General features: G+C 71.1%; 22 protein-coding genes. 1 reads left to right on the forward strand and 21 read right to left on the reverse strand.

From position 1 onward, the window contains the following. Position 1 precedes the first annotated feature (1 nt). From I8N67_RS09840 to I8N67_RS09900, 13 genes are all read right to left on the reverse strand, one after another. Complete coding sequence (locus I8N67_RS09840; protein ID WP_200302230.1) at positions 2-376, reverse strand: HK97-gp10 family putative phage morphogenesis protein; 375 nt, start codon at positions 374-376, stop codon at positions 2-4. 4 nt (positions 377-380) lie between these two features. Further along, positions 381-710 (reverse strand): hypothetical protein, encoded by a 330-nt coding sequence (locus tag I8N67_RS09845; protein WP_200302231.1) that lies wholly within the window; start codon positions 708-710, stop codon positions 381-383. A gap of 10 nt (positions 711-720) precedes the next feature. Continuing rightward, complete coding sequence (locus I8N67_RS09850; protein WP_200302232.1) at positions 721-1065, reverse strand: head-tail adaptor protein; 345 nt, start codon at positions 1063-1065, stop codon at positions 721-723. Then, the gene (locus tag I8N67_RS09855) at positions 1062-1658 is read right to left on the reverse strand and encodes a head-tail connector protein (protein WP_200302233.1); all 597 of its coding nucleotides are present in this window, start codon (positions 1656-1658) and stop codon (positions 1062-1064) included. Before I8N67_RS09855 ends, I8N67_RS09850 begins: the two co-directional genes overlap by 4 nt. Before the next feature lie 12 nt (positions 1659-1670). Further along, positions 1671-2285, reverse strand: coding sequence for a hypothetical protein (locus I8N67_RS09860; RefSeq protein WP_200302346.1), 615 nt, complete (start codon positions 2283-2285; stop codon positions 1671-1673). Further along, positions 2282-2653: a hypothetical protein gene (locus tag I8N67_RS09865; RefSeq protein WP_200302234.1), complete on the reverse strand. Its 372-nt coding sequence runs from the start codon at positions 2651-2653 to the stop codon at positions 2282-2284. The genes I8N67_RS09860 and I8N67_RS09865 overlap by 4 nt, the downstream gene beginning before the upstream one ends. Positions 2654-2675: 22 nt before the next feature. Then, the gene (locus tag I8N67_RS09870) at positions 2676-3527 is read right to left on the reverse strand and encodes a phage major capsid protein (protein ID WP_200302235.1); all 852 of its coding nucleotides are present in this window, start codon (positions 3525-3527) and stop codon (positions 2676-2678) included. A 15-nt stretch (positions 3528-3542) separates the two neighbouring features. After that, positions 3543-4334 (reverse strand): hypothetical protein, encoded by a 792-nt coding sequence (locus I8N67_RS09875; protein ID WP_200302237.1) that lies wholly within the window; start codon positions 4332-4334, stop codon positions 3543-3545. Positions 4335-4379: 45 nt separating this feature from the next. Beyond that, complete coding sequence (locus I8N67_RS09880; RefSeq protein WP_200302239.1) at positions 4380-5348, reverse strand: hypothetical protein; 969 nt, start codon at positions 5346-5348, stop codon at positions 4380-4382. After that, on the reverse strand, positions 5345-6868 hold the full coding sequence (locus I8N67_RS09885) for a phage portal protein (RefSeq protein WP_200302241.1): 1524 nt from the start codon (positions 6866-6868) through the stop codon (positions 5345-5347). Before I8N67_RS09885 ends, I8N67_RS09880 begins: the two co-directional genes overlap by 4 nt. A 12-nt stretch (positions 6869-6880) precedes the next feature. Then, positions 6881-8527, reverse strand: coding sequence for a hypothetical protein (locus I8N67_RS09890; protein WP_200302242.1), 1647 nt, complete (start codon positions 8525-8527; stop codon positions 6881-6883). Further along, the gene (locus I8N67_RS09895) at positions 8511-9002 is read right to left on the reverse strand and encodes a hypothetical protein (RefSeq protein WP_200302244.1); all 492 of its coding nucleotides are present in this window, start codon (positions 9000-9002) and stop codon (positions 8511-8513) included. Before I8N67_RS09895 ends, I8N67_RS09890 begins: the two co-directional genes overlap by 17 nt. A 582-nt stretch (positions 9003-9584) precedes the next feature. Then, positions 9585-9788, reverse strand: coding sequence for a hypothetical protein (locus I8N67_RS09900; protein WP_200302246.1), 204 nt, complete (start codon positions 9786-9788; stop codon positions 9585-9587). A 211-nt stretch (positions 9789-9999) separates the two neighbouring features. On the opposite strand from I8N67_RS09900, the gene I8N67_RS09905 reads away from it, so the two are divergent. Further along, positions 10000-10536 carry a PH domain-containing protein gene (locus I8N67_RS09905; protein ID WP_200302248.1) on the forward strand — a complete coding sequence of 179 codons (537 nt, stop codon included), beginning with the start codon at positions 10000-10002 and terminating at the stop codon, positions 10534-10536. A 3-nt stretch (positions 10537-10539) separates the two neighbouring features. Here the strand turns inward: I8N67_RS09905 and I8N67_RS09910 are convergent, their stop codons facing one another. The 8 genes from I8N67_RS09910 to I8N67_RS09945 all read right to left on the reverse strand — a co-directional run bounded on the left by I8N67_RS09910 (position 10540) and on the right by I8N67_RS09945 (position 14996). After that, the gene (locus I8N67_RS09910) at positions 10540-10788 is read right to left on the reverse strand and encodes a MerR family transcriptional regulator (protein ID WP_200302250.1); all 249 of its coding nucleotides are present in this window, start codon (positions 10786-10788) and stop codon (positions 10540-10542) included. Positions 10789-10993: 205 nt separating this feature from the next. Then, the gene (locus tag I8N67_RS09915; RefSeq protein WP_200302252.1) at positions 10994-11533 is read right to left on the reverse strand and encodes a DUF6221 family protein; all 540 of its coding nucleotides are present in this window, start codon (positions 11531-11533) and stop codon (positions 10994-10996) included. 4 nt (positions 11534-11537) lie between these two features. Continuing rightward, complete coding sequence (locus I8N67_RS09920; protein WP_200302254.1) at positions 11538-11858, reverse strand: hypothetical protein; 321 nt, start codon at positions 11856-11858, stop codon at positions 11538-11540. Beyond that, positions 11855-12583: a hypothetical protein gene (locus I8N67_RS09925; RefSeq protein ID WP_200302256.1), complete on the reverse strand. Its 729-nt coding sequence runs from the start codon at positions 12581-12583 to the stop codon at positions 11855-11857. The genes I8N67_RS09920 and I8N67_RS09925 overlap by 4 nt, the downstream gene beginning before the upstream one ends. Further along, complete coding sequence (locus I8N67_RS09930; protein WP_200302258.1) at positions 12576-13253, reverse strand: hypothetical protein; 678 nt, start codon at positions 13251-13253, stop codon at positions 12576-12578. Before I8N67_RS09930 ends, I8N67_RS09925 begins: the two co-directional genes overlap by 8 nt. A gap of 116 nt (positions 13254-13369) precedes the next feature. After that, a complete protein-coding gene (locus tag I8N67_RS09935; RefSeq protein ID WP_200302260.1) occupies positions 13370-13879 on the reverse strand; it encodes a hypothetical protein in 510 nt (169 codons plus the stop codon). Beyond that, positions 13876-14658, reverse strand: coding sequence for a Trp family transcriptional regulator (locus I8N67_RS43800; protein ID WP_200302262.1), 783 nt, complete (start codon positions 14656-14658; stop codon positions 13876-13878). The genes I8N67_RS09935 and I8N67_RS43800 overlap by 4 nt, the downstream gene beginning before the upstream one ends. Continuing rightward, entirely contained in the window at positions 14655-14996 is a 342-nt protein-coding gene (locus tag I8N67_RS09945; protein ID WP_200302265.1) for a hypothetical protein, read from the reverse strand. The genes I8N67_RS43800 and I8N67_RS09945 overlap by 4 nt, the downstream gene beginning before the upstream one ends. Positions 14997-14999: the final 3 nt, after the last annotated feature.

Consider the following 14999-nt stretch of genomic DNA (forward strand, 5'->3'; position numbering starts at 1 on the left):
CTCACCCCCCTCCGATGTGCCGGCGGAACGCGGCACGGTAGGTGCGGGTGACCTGGCGGCGGTGCTCGTTGAACGCGGGCACGAGGTAGGGCTGGGCCTCCATCTTCGAGGTGCCCTTTTCCACGTACATCGCGTATTCGAGCTGGTCGGGCTGCCACACGCCGACGTCCGCACGCCCGTAGTGCTCGTTCACGCGCTGATCGATGGCCTGGAACAGGTTGCCCTGGTCGCGGGGCGACTTGTCGGCGGCCGTGTTCTCCACGGCGTCGGCCCACTCGTGCAGGGTGTCGTTGCGGGCCTGGCGCATCGCCTCGGGCACGCGGGCGATGGCACGCAAGGCGTTCTGTAGGCCGTCGAGGCGGACGCGGCTGGCCACGGGTTCAGGGCAGCTGCAGGACGGCGACGGTGACCGAGGTGACCGCGCTGTAGGTGATGGCGGCCCGCCCGGTGGCGGGGTCGCGGAACGCGGATGACTTCATCGGGATGAACGCGTCCCCGCCGGCGGGGATGACCTGCGCGGCGTCGGCGACCGCGAGCCCGCCGACGGTCCCCGGCGTCGCGACGGTGACCGTCTTGGCGGAGGCGTCGTCGTTGCGGACGTGCAAGACGAGCTTCTCGCCGACGGGCGACTGGTCGCCGCCGGACGTGGCGGCGGCGTAGGTGGGCTGCAGCCCGCCCAGGGGTGTGGCCTGTGCGGTCAGGATGGCCATGGATTGCTCCTCACGTGGTGGTGCCGTTCAGGGGTTGGACGAGCTCGCAGTCCGCCCGCAGGTAGACGTCGTCCTCGGACGGCTCGAAGACGGCGATGACCTTCAGGACGCGGCCGGCGGGGCGGAGCTCGTCGCCGCGCTGCACGTCGGTGCCGGGGTTGAAGTACCAGGTCTCGGCGAGCTTGGCGCCGGCCTGGTCGGCGGCCGTCCGCTCGCGCGCGGTGGGCTGGGACTTGCGGGCGCGCGGGGTGGACTGGTGGACCCAGGTGGTCTGTTGGCCGCCACCGCCGTCGTCGACGGCCGTCTTCCGCCACACCTCGACCGTGCGGTTGAGGAGGTGCCCGGCGCGGCTCACCTCGACCTCACCACCGCCACACCGCCGCCGAAGCGTGCGGCGAGCTGCTCGCGCATGTACTCGGGCAGCTCGATGTCGGTGATGCGGCCGCTGTCGCCGTAGGTGACGGAGTAGTCCCCGATCCGCTCGGCGCGGATGTCCTTCGCGGCCAGGCCCTCGCCGTCGGGCTGCGCCCGGTGGTGGACGAGGACGGCGGCCGCGATCCGGCAGACCAGGCCGACGATGTCCGCGGGCACCGTGGGCAGGCCGTGGGTCTGGGTGAGGGCGACCTCGGACGGCTCGCTGCCCAGTTGCCAGCCGCCCGGACGCCACAGCTGGTGGGAGCGCAGCTTGTAGTCGGTGACGGTCCAGCCGTCGATGGTGACGGCAGAAACGGACTGGATCGGCGGTCCTGGCAGGGTCAGCCAGGGCGAGTTGTCCGGGGCCTCCAGCGTGACGGTGGAGATGGTCTCGCTGATGGGCACGCCGGCCGCCTCCCGGACGGCGGCCGAGGCCTCCTCGAGGAAGGTCTCGGCGACCGCCGTCTCGGAGGGGTCGACGGTCAGGCCGCGGGCCTCCAGGTCGGCCACCGTCGCCAGGGGGTCCAGTGCCACGGTGGCCTCCCGTCAGGTCGCAAGGTCGATCAGGTCGGCCTTGGTGTAGTTCGCCGCGTCCTCGACCGAGAGCAGGCCCTTGGAGACAACGTGGGCGATCCACTCGGACTTGGGGGCGTCCTCGGCCGGGCGGCCGGGCCCGGACAGGGCGCCGTCTTCCGGGTCGTCGCCGGGGGTGGGGCCGGGGTGCTGGGCGAAGTCCGGCGGGAGGTCGATCAGCTCCTGGCGGGTCATGCCCTCGGCCCGCTCCGCGTCCAGGCCCAGGACGGTCACCGCGTACAGCACCCAGTCCCTCTTGGGCGCGGACTTCGCCGGCCTGGGAACCGGCTCCTGCCCGAGCGGCCCCACACTCGCGGGCGCGGGCGCGGGCGCAGACGCGGACGCGGTCTGCAGGGGTGAGCCGTCGGGGTTGACCTGCCGCAGGTAGCCCAGCCGCAGGCGCCGCTTCGTCTCGGGGCTCATCTTCGAGGGCGTCATCTCGAAGACGGCGCCCCCCTCCCCGCGGATGAAGACAGTGCCGTCGTCCTGAACCGGCGGCCTCGCCCTGGCCGTCGCGCTGCGGCGGCCGCGCAGGAGCTGAACGGCGGCGGCCAGCTCCTGCGCCGTGAACTCTTCCGCCTCCATCATGTGCTCCGCGGGATGCGCAGGGCGGTGATGGTGCCGGTCGTGGTGGTCGACTCGATCAGCATCGAGCCGTCCGACTGGATGAACCGGCCCGATTCGAAGGGGCCGATGAAGCGGACGGTGCCGAACGCGATGCTGACGGCGAGGTCGCCCTGCCCGGCGGCGAGCGCGGGCGGGTTGGTGCCCGCCTTCACCGTGAGGGTCAGCGCGGTGTCGTCGTCGGTGTTCGACACGCGCAGCACCGTGTACTCCGGGACCGCGTCGGAGATCTGCATGTTGTTGGTCGGCGCGGCGACCAGGGTCGTGCCGGCGGGCTGCACGAGATTGCCGTTGGCGACGAGGTTGCTGTAGGGGACCTGGGTGGTTGCCATGGTGGTCGGTCTCCTTCCTGGCTCAGGTCTGGGAGGCGGTGGCGATGGCGATGCCGTCGGGGCGCACGAGCTTCGCCCCGTACAGGGCCAGGCCCTTGACGGCGTCGGCGAACGAGGACTCCGGCCGGTAGGCCTCGGTCTTGTTGATCTGCTCGGCGAAGGAGATCGCCGCGTTGACCCCGGCCTGGATGACGTTGTCGTCCCCGGTGGGGTTGGGGGTGTTGTTGGACTGCACGATGTTGAAGCCCGCCGCGCGCCCCACGAAGCCGTTGCGCAGCGCCTCGGTGGTGCCGGACGCGTCCGCGCGGACGAAGCGGTCGTCGCGCAGCAGACGGCCGGTGAACCATGGCGGGATCACGCAGTAGCGGCCCTCGGTGGGCACGTCACCGTCGTCGAGGGTGACCTTCAGCGGGATCAGCACGTCGTCGTAGGCGTCCGTCGGGGTCGCCGCGACAACCGAGATGGTGCCGAGGTTGTTGCCGGAGGCGACGCCGGTGTAGAGGCCGGCCACGTACTGGTCGGCGACGTCGCGCAGCCGGTACGCGGCCCGCGACATGGCCTCGGGCATGACGTTGCCCTTGGCCTGCCGCTTGTCGACGTCGTCGACCTTGAACGCCCAGTACTTGGACTGGTCGATGACGAGGTTGCGCTGAGCGTCGGTCAGCTCCTCCGGAGTGATGACCGTCGAGTTCGGCACGTAGTCCGAGATCGTCGGGTCACTGATGGAGGTGATCTTAACGACGTCGCCGGCATCGGCGATGTCGCCCTCGTAGTCCCGGTTGACCACCATGGGCCCGCCGTAGACGAGGGACTTGCGCCACGCGACCAGGAGCCGGGCGGTCCAGATCTGAGGCTTGAAATTGGTGATGGACATCGGTGCCCTCCAGGGTCATCCGGCGCCGAGCAGGTCGTCGAGCTTGCCCTCCTCCTGGGCCTTGACGATCTGCTCGGCGGACATGTTCTTCAGGTCGCGGTCGGTGAGCTGCTTCGGACGGCCCGCCTTGCGCGCTGCCCCTCCGTCGCCGGAGCCCTGGAACCTCTGGCGGCCTTGCGCGGCCAGGTAGGGCTTGTCCTTGATCAGTTGGTCGAGCGCCTCGGTGATCTCCTCGGCGTCGACCTCGCCGTCCTCGCCGACCTCGAACTGTTCGAGGTCGAGGAAGCGCAGGGCGTCGCGGGGGTCCGCGAGTTTCTTCGCGGCGGCCGCGCGGACCTCGGCCTTGAGGATGCGGGTGTTGGCCGTGGCCGTTGCGGCCGCGGTCGCCTTGGCCACGGCGTCATCGCCGCCGCCGCCCTTGTCCTTGTCCGCCAGTCGGCGTTCAAGGTCGCGGCGCTGGTCTCGTTCCTTGCGCCACTTGCCCTTCATGGAGGCCAGGGCCCGCTTGCCCTTGTCGCCGAGCTGGTCGGCGCCTTCGGGGTCCGCGTCGTCCTGGCCGTCGTCCCCGTCGCCGTCCTGGTCGTCGCCGCCGTCGTTGTCGCCGCCGTCGTCGTCCTGGTCGTCGTCCCCGTCCCCGTTGTCGCCGCCGTCGTTGTCGCCGCCGTCGTCGTCCTGGTCGTCGTCCCCGGCGCCGCCGAGGACGGGCCAGATCGGGTACAGCTCGCCGTCGTCCTCGCCGGGGCGGGCCTTGCGCCAGCCGACGGCCGAGAGTCCGGTGAGCGGGTGTACGGGCAGGGGTGCGTGCATGGTGTGTCTCCCGTTGCGGGTGAACCTGCCGGGCATTGCGCCCGGTCAGACGATGTAGGCGTTCTTCCTCAGCAGCCGGATCGCGTGGTCGCGGTCGCCGTCGGCGAGCCGGTAGATCTCCTCCGGCATCAGCCGCACGGCCTTGGTCCGGGCCCGGGCGCGCGTGCTCTCGCCGAAGCGGGTGCCGACTGCTTTCTCGAACCTCTTGCGGCGCGCGGCGTACAGGCCGCGCCGGGTGGTGCCCTCGCTGGTGGCCTGCACCTCGCGCCGGTAGAGGGTCTTGGTGGTCATGCCCCGGCGGGCGTTGACCACCTGGCCGATGTCCGCGCCCTCGCGGATCGCGTCGGCCCCGGCCTGTCCGAACGCGCGGCGCTGCTGGGCGGGGTCCATCTGCCCGAACAGGGCCTCGGGGGAGGCGAGTTCCCAGGTGTCGCCGGGGCGGCGCGGGGCGAGCGTGCAGTCACAGCGCGGGTGCCGCATGAACCCGTCGGAGAGGCTGTACTCGTTGCCCGCGAGGATGATGCAGCGCGCGCACGCGGGCAGGTGCACCACGCGCACGTACGACACGACGCGCGGGCGGGCGATCATCCCGGCCATGTCGGCGATCCGTCCGGCGTCCGCGACCAGGGAGCGCGTGACCATCTCCAGGAACGCGGCCCCGGACAGGATCGACATCGCCACCGAGAACCCGCGGCGCAGCCGGTTGAAGGCGATCAGCAGCGGATACAGCAGCGGAATCGTCAGGTCACCGGCGGCCGCCGCCGCAGCAGTCTCCGGATCCACCGCTCCCTCGCCGGGGCCGGTCTCCTGCGTCAGCCACGGTTCCGCCGAAGAGGCGGCCGCGACTTGTCCGGCGTGGATCAGCTCGGCTGCGAGCATCGCGCCGGCCAGCCACGAGCCCTCCAGGTCCTCGGGGTCGGCGGCCATCCACACCGACCTCACGGCGGCCGCCGTCGCCGCGGCCTGGGCGGCGCGGTCGGCCTGGTGCTGCTGGGCCTCAGGCGGGACCGTCATACCAGCGCCCCCTCCTCGACGTCCGCCTCGCCCTCGACGACGTCCTCCTCGTCGGCGAGGGCGGGCCGCTGGGCAAGCATCTGGGTGGCGGCGGCGATCGGGTCCATCTCGGCCTCCCGCTCGCGCATCGCGACGACGTCGGCGACCTCGGTCGGGGTGAGGCCGTAGCGCAGGGCCAGCCACTCGAAGGGGAAGCCGATGTCCTTCAGCTTCACCAGGGCGTCGGCGAGCTGCGCGTAGGAGCGGGACTCGGAGTCGGCCCACAGCACCGCGCCCGCGCGCATCGCCTTCGCCTTGGCGTACTCGCCACGGGCGAGGTAGATGAGCCGCGCGACCTCGCGCAGGGCCTGGCCGAACCACAGCTTCTTCTCGTCGACCCGCTTCACCAGGCCGGTCTCGGCGGCCAGCAGCGCGTCACCGGAGAGGTTGGCCATCTTTCCGATCAGGTAGTGCTGCGGGGTGCGGGTCTGCGCGGCGAGGTGGCCCACGGCGACCTCGATGAGCTGCGTGTAGGCGGCGAGGTTCGCGGCCTGCCACTCGGCGATCTTCGCGTCCTTGCCGGTGATCCACGCGACGCGGTCCACGGCGAACTTCGCCAGGTCGACCGGCTGTTTGCCGACGATCTCCCCCGCGGTGTTCAGCTTGGGGATCATCGGCCGCTCGGCGCCGAGGATCACTCGCTGCGGGAAGCTGGCGTAGTCGGAGGCGGTGAACAGTTGTGCCCACAGAAGGTTGATCGCGTCCTGCATGGCGACCACGCCCGTGATGTCGCTGATCGGGTCCTCGACCAGCATCGGCTTGTTCGGCAGTTCCACCAGCGGCACCAGGCCCATCGGGTTGTGCTGGGGGTTCGGCTCGCCGAGCTCCGCCTCGTCGCGCGGCTGCCAGGTCCGTCGGCGCTCCTCGGCGCCGGCGGGAAGCCACAGCTTCATCGCCTCGTCGACGTCGGCCATCTGCGGGCTCTTGTCCTGCCGCAGCATCGGCCGCTCGAACTTCCACAGCTCCTCGGGCAGGTAGAGGGTGGCGTAGTCGCAGTTGCCGTCCTGCCACCGCTTCAGCCCCGCCCGCCGGCGTACGCGCGAGCCGGGCTCGTAGACGACGATGCACTGCGCGGCGTCCTCGAACGTGACGATCGGGGTGTCCTCGTCGTCCGGGTCGCCCCACACCAGCACGTACGAGCGGGCGGAGTTGACCGCGCCGAGGAACCCCAGCTGGGAGTCTCCGTCCAGGCCGTTGACCTGCCACACCTCCCACAGGTCCTTGTCCGCCTTGAGTTCGCCGGAGGCCTGGAAGCCGTTCACCGTCAGCCGCTCGACCGGCGAGTCCGCGACGACCTGGACCCAGTTGTCGCTGAAGTCCTTGTAGCGGCCGCCGTGGAACTTCGCGAAGTCGTCGGAGGCGAACTTCAGCGGCTGCTTGCCCCGGTAGTAGTCGCCGTTCCGGTCGATCTCCGCCCGCCGCCGGATGAGCTCCGACTCCAGCAGGGACACCAGCTGCAGGGCCTGCCCCAGGGTGGCCATCCGCGCCCCCCTTCATGAGCCGTAGTAATAGGACACGTCCGGTTCCGCCAGGCCCGCCGCGATCACGTCACCGAGCGCCTCATGGGCGAGGACCGAGGCCACCGCGATGTCGATCTTCTGCGGCGGGGAGGCCTTGCGGAGCACGTACAACCCGCTCGGCCGCTCGGCCTGGCGGGTGTTCTCGATGTGCGACTGCGTGAGCTCGCAGCCGTCGTGCGTGAAGGACGACGCCCGTTGCCCATCCGCGGTGTTCCGCTTCACCACGTCGGTCTTCAGCCGCTCGGCCGCGGAGTGCATCTGCACCATGCGGCGCGTGTACCAGCGGATGACCCGCTCCTCGCCGTAGGCGTCGATCCAGTCATCGACCTCGGTGTCCCAGTAAGGAGGATCCGCGTACAGGCGTACGACGTCGTAGCGGTTCATCAGCTGGTCCATCGCCGCGCGCACCTCCGCGCGCGGGACCTGGCCCCCGTAGTCCGCGGGGTTCCAGATGGTCGGCTCATCGTTCGCCCCGTACAGCGGGGTGAACTGGTAGCCGTCCATGGTCTCGGCCCGGATCGACGTCCAGTCGTCCATGTCGGAGCCGTCGAAGCCGAGGACCACGCGGGTCATGGGCCGTACACGGCGGGGCTTGGCCTTCGCGGCCCACTTCGTGCCGTCCAGCCAGCTCGACGTTCCCGCCACACACCGGTTGCCGAAGAACCGCTCGGCCTGTGCCGGGTCTTTCTCCATGATCTCGGCGGACTCGGCCTCGATGGCGTCGAGGTCGACGTGCGCCGAGCCCGCGTACACGCACCGGTAGATCCGGCGACGCTGCCTCTTGTCCCTGAAGCTCAGGGACTTGGGCGCCTGCGGGTGGTACTTGAAGACGTCGCGGCGTTTGGACTGGGACGTCGTCTGCGCGACGGAGTCCTCCGACGGGTCCCATGCGTTGGTGGTCTCCATCGAGCGGCCGCCCATGCCGGCCACGCCGCGGCGCTGGGTCTCGGCGACCTTCCGCAGCTTGTTCGCCGCGGTGTAGAGGCCGGTCTCGTCCTGCATCGCGAAGATGATCGGGTTGCCGAGCCGGGACAGGGCCGAGGAGGTGACGACGTCGATCTGCCCGTCCTCGCCGATCCGGGTGAACTCCTCACCCACCCGCAGCCGGTCCTGCAGCGGGCCCTTCTTCACCATCGCCTTGAGCGGCCGGTAGACGTTCGCGACCTGGTCCTCGGACGTCGCGGTCAGCTGGATCAGCGGCGTGGGCCACGGCACGCCCATCGGCTCGCCCGGCTCGTACGTGTACCACCAGCCGCAGCCGCAGCCGTAGTCCGCGCAGATGAACCGCTCGCCGCCCAGGGCCCAGCCCGCGAACACCACCGGTCCGCAGGCCTCGGCGAGGACGATCGCAGCGGACCAAGGCCCTTTGCCCGTCTTCTGCGGGGCCACGATCTGGCTGCGCCGGTTGTGGAACGCCGGCGCGAGCTGGCCCGCCACCGCTTCCGGGCGGACGCGGTAGTGGTTGACGGTGCACCACAGCTGCCACGGGTACAGCACCAGGTCCTGGCCCGCGCGGAACCCGTCGGGCACGGGACAGTGCCGCTCGATCCAGTCCGGTACGACCCACAGCGTGGGGAAGTCGACGACGAACTCGGGCCCTGCTTCAGCTTTCCCGGCCACGGAACGGAACCACCGTCATGCGGTCGCGCGCGGAAGGGCGGCGCGGCGCCGGCTCGTTCGGCTCGGTCTCCTCGAGGGCCGGGACGGTGCCGGGCTCGCCGGGCGAAATCTTCCACCGGTTGCGGAGCATGCCCTGAACGGACAGGCCGAGGCTGTCGAGGTACTGCCGGGCGAGCTTGCGGACGTCGACCTTGGCGTCCGGCTGCTCGGCCTCGGCCAGGCAGCGTACGAAGAGGGCGGCCTCGAACTCCTGGCCGAGCTCTTCCCACATGACGGCCTGGGGCCGTTCCCACAGCTGGCACCACAGGTGCCACTCGCGGTCGGTGGCCTCGGTCAGCGGCCACTCGGGCGGTTCGCCCGGGCGCCCCTCGTAGGGCAGGAGGGTCCAGCCAGCCTTGTCGGAGGGCCGGTTGCGGCGCAGCGCGAGCGGGTCGGGGGCCGGTCCGGAGACGACTCGGGCTCCTCCACGGGGCATGGTGATCACTCCTCCGAGCCGCGTTGCGCAGCCTCAGACGACCGTCACGTTGCGTGACGATCTTGACCCTTTGAACCTGACCGACCCCCCGGAGCCCTCCCCGGCGTTCCGGGCCCCCTACTCGGAAGGGGTCCACCCCCACCCCCCGATAGGCCTCTGACCTGGGCTTTTGCATCTCATTAGGCCTCTGACCTGCAACGATGCCATTTGGTCACTCTGAGCGGTCGTTCCAGCCTCCGGGCTGATGTCTGGCTGTCTCGCGAGAGTGGTGAGCCTTCGTCATCGCTTGCAGGTTCGTCCAGTCATGACCACGTGGCCCCAAGGGACCCAAGCCATCACGGTGGTTGACCTCTGTAGCCCTGGGACGTAGCAGTACGGGGATGGCCTCGCACTCGTCGCACTCGCAGTACGGATGAGCACGTAGGTACTCAGAGCGTGTGCGTGTCCATCGGCTGTCGTAGCCCTTGGACGCTGCTGTGGGGCGTGCGCGCCGGGCCCTGCCCTGGCATGCCTCGCAGCGTCCCCCAGGGGTGAGGGTGGGGCATCCGGGTGTGGGGCAGACCTGCAGCGCCTTGCGGGGCATCAGGCCATGGCGAGCGTTGTGCGCCCCTCGCCGTGCCCCGCGTGCTCCTGTAGTGCGCTCAGTGCGTCTGTGGCCGCGATGAGGCCGGTGTCGAGGCCGCATGGGCATGTGACGCTCGCGCGGCCTGTCTTCTCGACGACGCGCCAGCCGTCTTTGGGGGGAAGGTCGCGAAGTTCCATCTCGATGACGGCGGAGTGCTGCATGGTTCCCTCCTCCGGCCGTGTGTGGGGCGCTGCCCGGGAGTTGGGGCTCCCGGGCAGCGTTTTCCCCTCCACCCCGGCCCTGGGTGGTCTTGTGCGGATCGGGCGCAGTGTCGGGTGTGCGCCGATACGCTCGGTGGTTCCCCCACGTTCCGCTCGCGGCTCTGGCCCCCCACGGGCCGCGTTTTCCGGCCCTGATGAAGTGAGTTCCCTGATGGCGAAGTTCGACGTACGGCCCGATATCGACGAGGCCGCCGCGAAGCTGCAGAGCACGCTCGGTGCGAAGCGGGAGATCCAGCGTCTGCCTGAAGTCCTGTGGGAGGGCGAGACGGTGGAGATGCTGGCGACCGGCGTGTATGGCAAGGGCAACGGTCTGGTCGCGATGACGAGTCAGCGGCTGATCTTCCTGAAGCACGGGGTGATGTCGCAGCAGGTGGAGGATTTCCCGTACGGGCGGATCAGCTCGGTGCAGTGGTCGGGCGGGATGATCTCGGGGACGCTGATCGTGTTCGCGTCGGGCAACAAGGCCGAGATCAAGCAGATGCCGAAGGACGCGGGCAAGGCGCTCGCTGACGCGCTCAGGGCCCGGCTTGCGGCTCCCCAGCCAGCTGCGGGGCCGGTGGCCGCAGCGGCTGCGGGCGCCCAGGATGTGGCGTCGCGGCTGCAGACGCTCGATCAGCTGCGGGCGGCCGGGGCGATCACGGACGAGGAGTACCGGGACCGGCGGGCGAAGATCCTCGACAGCCTGTAGGCCTCAGGCGCGCTGGGTGGCGCGCTCGGGGTGGAGGGCGACCTCGCGGGTGGCCTTCTCGGCCCGGGCGAGGTCGGCGAGGGAGTAGAGGGGGCGTTCGCGTTCGTCGAGGCCTGCGACGGGGAGGTGGCCGCGGGTTCGCCAGTTGCAGATGGCGGAGCGGCTGACGGCTTTGGCGCCGGCGGAGACACGTTGGCGCCATTGGGTGGCGAGGCGGGCGGCTTCGGTGCCGTTGTACAGCTGCTCGGCCATGCGCGCCCCCTCGTACATGCGTCAGCCCCCGGTTGGTGGCGGGGGCTGGTGTGGTCGGAGGCATACGTGTGCTGCTGGCGCCATGTTCACACCGTGTCCGGATCTTTGTCCAGCACAAACGCGTACGGTCCGCCACGACGAGGGGCGTGGCGGACCATGTGAAGCGGCCGTGCGCGGGGTCAGTGTGGCACGGCGGTACGACAGGCTACGGCTTCCACTCGTCGCGGCAGCCCGGCCGGTCTACGTATGAGGCCACCACGTCCCGGATCTCTTCGCACGGCCAGTCACCTTCACGCACAACGGTGGTCTGGCAGGCGGGGCAGCCGAGGACGTACGTGGACGGGTCGTCTTCGTCGCTGTCGTACCCGACCATCATCTGCGGAGCGTGGCGTTCGAGGCGACGCCGGTTCGCCGCGACCTCGCGCAGTACCCGAGCTGGGTCGTGCCGGGCCGCATGCTCAAGCTGGGGTAGGAGTGGTTCGTCCCGGGGGTCCCCGAATTCCGGTCGGTAGCAGATGACTTGGCCCCACTTGCCGCTCATGACGTCCGGCGGTCGTGGCAGGCCGGGGCGGAGGGCGACCAAGAGCTCGTCCTCGTCGCAGTCGGTTCGGCACGCCTCCCACTCGTCGCCGCCCGGCGCGGGCTGCTTACCCGGCTCGCCGACGACCGTGCCGCCGCTCGACGCCCGTGCGATCTGTTCGTCGACGTCGATCTGGTCGCCGAGCCACTGCGTCGTGTCATCCATGGGGTCATCCTCGCGGATTCGGGTCCGGGTCTGTGGGTTCCTCGCGTTGGCACGGGATGCCGGGGGAGGCGTCGATGCGGTCGGTGTCGATGTCGATGAGGCCTAGCTCGAGGAGGTGGAGGAGGCCTTCGCGTATCTGGCGGCGGCAGATCTCGGCGGGCGTCATGGGCTGCGTGAAGGGGCCGTTGGGGCCGAAGGTCCAGTCGTCTGCGGCGTAGACGGCGAGGCGCGCGATGCGGTCGAAGGGGCTGCCGTCGGCCGTGTCGATGGGGATGCGGGGCCAGGGGTCGAACATGGTGGCGGGTACGGGCGGCTTGTCGGTCATGAGGCCTGGTTCTCCTGGGCGGTTCGGGTGGCGAGGAGGATCGTGAGGGCGGTGCGGTGGAGGGCGGGCAGCACGCGGCGGGCGTGGTCGAGGTACTCGGGGTGGGTGAGCAGCAGTCCGCAGGCCTTGCATTCGACGTAGGCCTGCCAGTCCTCGTCGATGAGGGCGAAGGCGTCGCAGTTGGGGCAGGGGGCGTCCTGGAGGTGGCGTTGGGGTTCGGTGCGGGTGATGGCGCGTACGCGGGCGAGGAGTTCGGCGAGCTCCTGGTGGAACTCGGCGACCCAGGGGGCGGTGACGATCCAGGGGAGGTAGGCGTCGAGCCAGGCCGCCCAGGTGTGGCCGGGGCGGATGCCGGGCGCGGGGGCGAGCCGGACGTGGCCGGCGGTCATCTCGGCCCAGCCCTTGAGGTGGGTGTCGATGGGCAGGGGGCCGCTCTGGTCGCCGCGCGTCTCGTCGTACGGGTCGGTGACCGCGCTGTTGCTGCCGGGGCCGAGCAGGTTGATGACGTCGGCGCGCAGCGGCATGGGCGAGGTGGCGCGGCCGCCGTGGATGGTGCCGGTGGTGGGGCTGCGGTCGTGCTGCAGCGAGGCCTGCAGGAGCGGCAGTTGGTAGTGCAGTTCGGCGAGCCGGGCGCGGATGCGGGAGGCGCAGCGGGAGCAGACGCGGCCCGGGCGACCGTCGGGGAGGGCGCGGCCGCAGGTGGTGACGGCGCAGCGGTCAGCCATGGCCGGCCTCGTCGTCGTCCAGGCGCTGGCGGTAGGCGGCGCGGACGGTGTTCTGGGTGTCGTTGACGGCGTTGGTGAACCGGTCCTGGTTCTCGGGGTTGGGGTCGAGGTCGGTGATGGCGAGGACGGCGCCGATGACGGTGGCGAGGAAGCAGCGGGGCAGGAGGACGTCGATGTACGTCTCGTGGGATTCGCTGGTGGGGTAGTAGCCGTGGAGGCGTGCGCCGATGAACAGCTCTCCGTGTTCGCACCAGGCCTGCGGGGAGACGTAGACGGGGCCGCCCTGGACGAGGAACGGGACGGGCGGTGGGGTCGGGACAGTGGTGGTGCGGGTCAGGGTCCACAGCTGGTGTGCCTCTGCGCGGCACACGGCGCACAGGCCGTTCTGGATGTTGGAGAGGCCGCAGTTGAGGCAGTCGGTCTCGGTCTTGGTGACGGTGACGACGAGGCCGCGCATGCATGCGACGCAGGTCGCGCACAGGCCTTCGGGCAGCTCCTCGGCGGTGGGGTCGAGCTCGATGGTCTCTTCGGGGACGACGGCCAGGCGGTCACATCCGGTGTGGGTGAGGGCGCCTGGTGTGGGGGGCCCGCCGAGGGTGCGGAAGAGGTGGCGTTCGGTGGGGTGGGCGGTGGCGTAGGGGCTGTAGGGGTTCGGCGGGACCGTCTTCATGATCGTTCTTTCCGTCCGGGGAATCGGGTCATTCGTACTGGCGGGTAGGGGTCTCGCGTGCGTGCCTGCGGTTACCGCGCGCGCGATCGCAGGCACGCGCGTGCGCGAGGCAGGGGTTAGTCGGGGGTGCGGGGGTGGTCGCGGAGGGCGTGGGGCGTGGTGCCCCAGCGGCGTTCGGTCTGGTCCTCGGTGACGGGGATCTCGCGGTAGGGCGTGGTGGGGAGCTGTTCGCCGGTTGTGAGGGCCCACCATCCGGCGCAGACCATGAGGCCGAGGGGGAGGCCGCGGAAGGTGGCGACGGGGGTGTAGGCGCCGCGTGCGGAGATGGGCGCGCCCTGGTGGCAGAAGAACGGTTCGTCGTCGGGGAGCTGGGCGCCGTTGGCGTCCAGTTCGGGTGATCCGGGCCGGTAGGCGCAGTCGGCGCAGGGGGTGCGCATGACGGCGGGCGGGCGTGGGGCGCGTTCGGCGTCGCCGCAGGGGTCGTCGGTGAGGCCGATGCCTGAGCAGTGGTGGCAGGGTTCGGTGCCGTCGGTGCCGTCGGTGCCGTCGGTGCCGTCGCCGGTCAGGCCGCCGAGGCAGAACGGGCACTTGTACAGGAGGAGCAGCAGCTTGCTCGGTGCGGTCATTGCGTGGTCCCGAAGATGGAGTTGAAGGCTTGGTCGGCGCGGTGGTTGGCGTCGCGGAGGGTGCGGTCGGTGAGGTGGGCGCCGGTCATGCATCCGGGGTGGTCGCAGGAGCGGAGGACGCGGCCGGCGGGGTCGCGGTGGTGGTGGAGGCGGAACGCGGTGTGGAGGGCGTTGTGGCGGCCGCCGGACCAGAGGACGGGCAGGGCGCGGCCTTGGGTGGGGCCGGTCCAGGTGGTGTGGCCGTCGTGGGCGGGCTGGGTGTGGTGGGCGAGGGCTTGTTCGGGGGTGCGGGCGGCTTTGTGGGTGGTGGTGTTTCTGCCGGTGGGCAGGGGGATGGTGCGTTCTTTGCGGACGCGGGCGATGGTGGCGGTGCTGGTGCCGAGTGCCGCGCGGATCTGGTCGTAGGTGGCGCCGTCGCGGAGCATGCTCTCGATGCGGTTGTGGAGGGCGTGGTCGGGGGTGCGGCCGCCTCCGCCGCGTCCGGGGGGCGGGGGGATGGCGCGGTCGCGGCGGACCTCGCTGACGGTGCGTGAGCTGACGCCCAGGCTCTCGCTGACCTGTCTGGCGGTGGCGCCGGCGCGGAGCATGTCGGCGACCTGGTCGCGGATCTGGTCGTAGTTCTCGGTGCGCCATGTGCCGCCGCGTCCTGGGGGGACGGGGATGTGGAGGGCTACGCGGGTGGCGCGGATCTCTTTGGGGTGGGCTCCGAGGTGTGCGCGGATCTGGCGGTAGGTGGCGCCGGCGCGGAGCATGGCGGCGATGGCGGCGCGGTCGGTCATCGCTGCCACCGGACGGGCCGTACGCCGACGGTGACCCTGCTGGCGGACAGGCGGCGTTTCGCGGGGGTCCTGGGGGCGGGGTTGGTGCAGGTGGGGGCGTGGGGGTAGTGCAGGGCCTCGCTGCCCTCGAGGGTGCGGCGGTCGCCGCCGAGCTGGCGGACGTGCCAGCGGCCGGCCTGGTCCTGGCGGACGGCCTGGTTGCCGTACTCGGGGACCCGTTGTGAGTTGACGGCCTGGGTGATCCCGTTCGCGTTCAGGCAGAAGATCACGGCGGCCTGGCATCTGGGGCAGCGGCCTGGTCCGTTGCGGGGGGCGGGGCGCGGGGTGCTGTAGGGCACAGG

Origin of the sequence: Streptomyces adelaidensis (assembly GCF_016598475.1) — a bacterium.
GTDB lineage: Bacteria > Actinomycetota > Actinomycetes > Streptomycetales > Streptomycetaceae > Streptomyces > Streptomyces adelaidensis.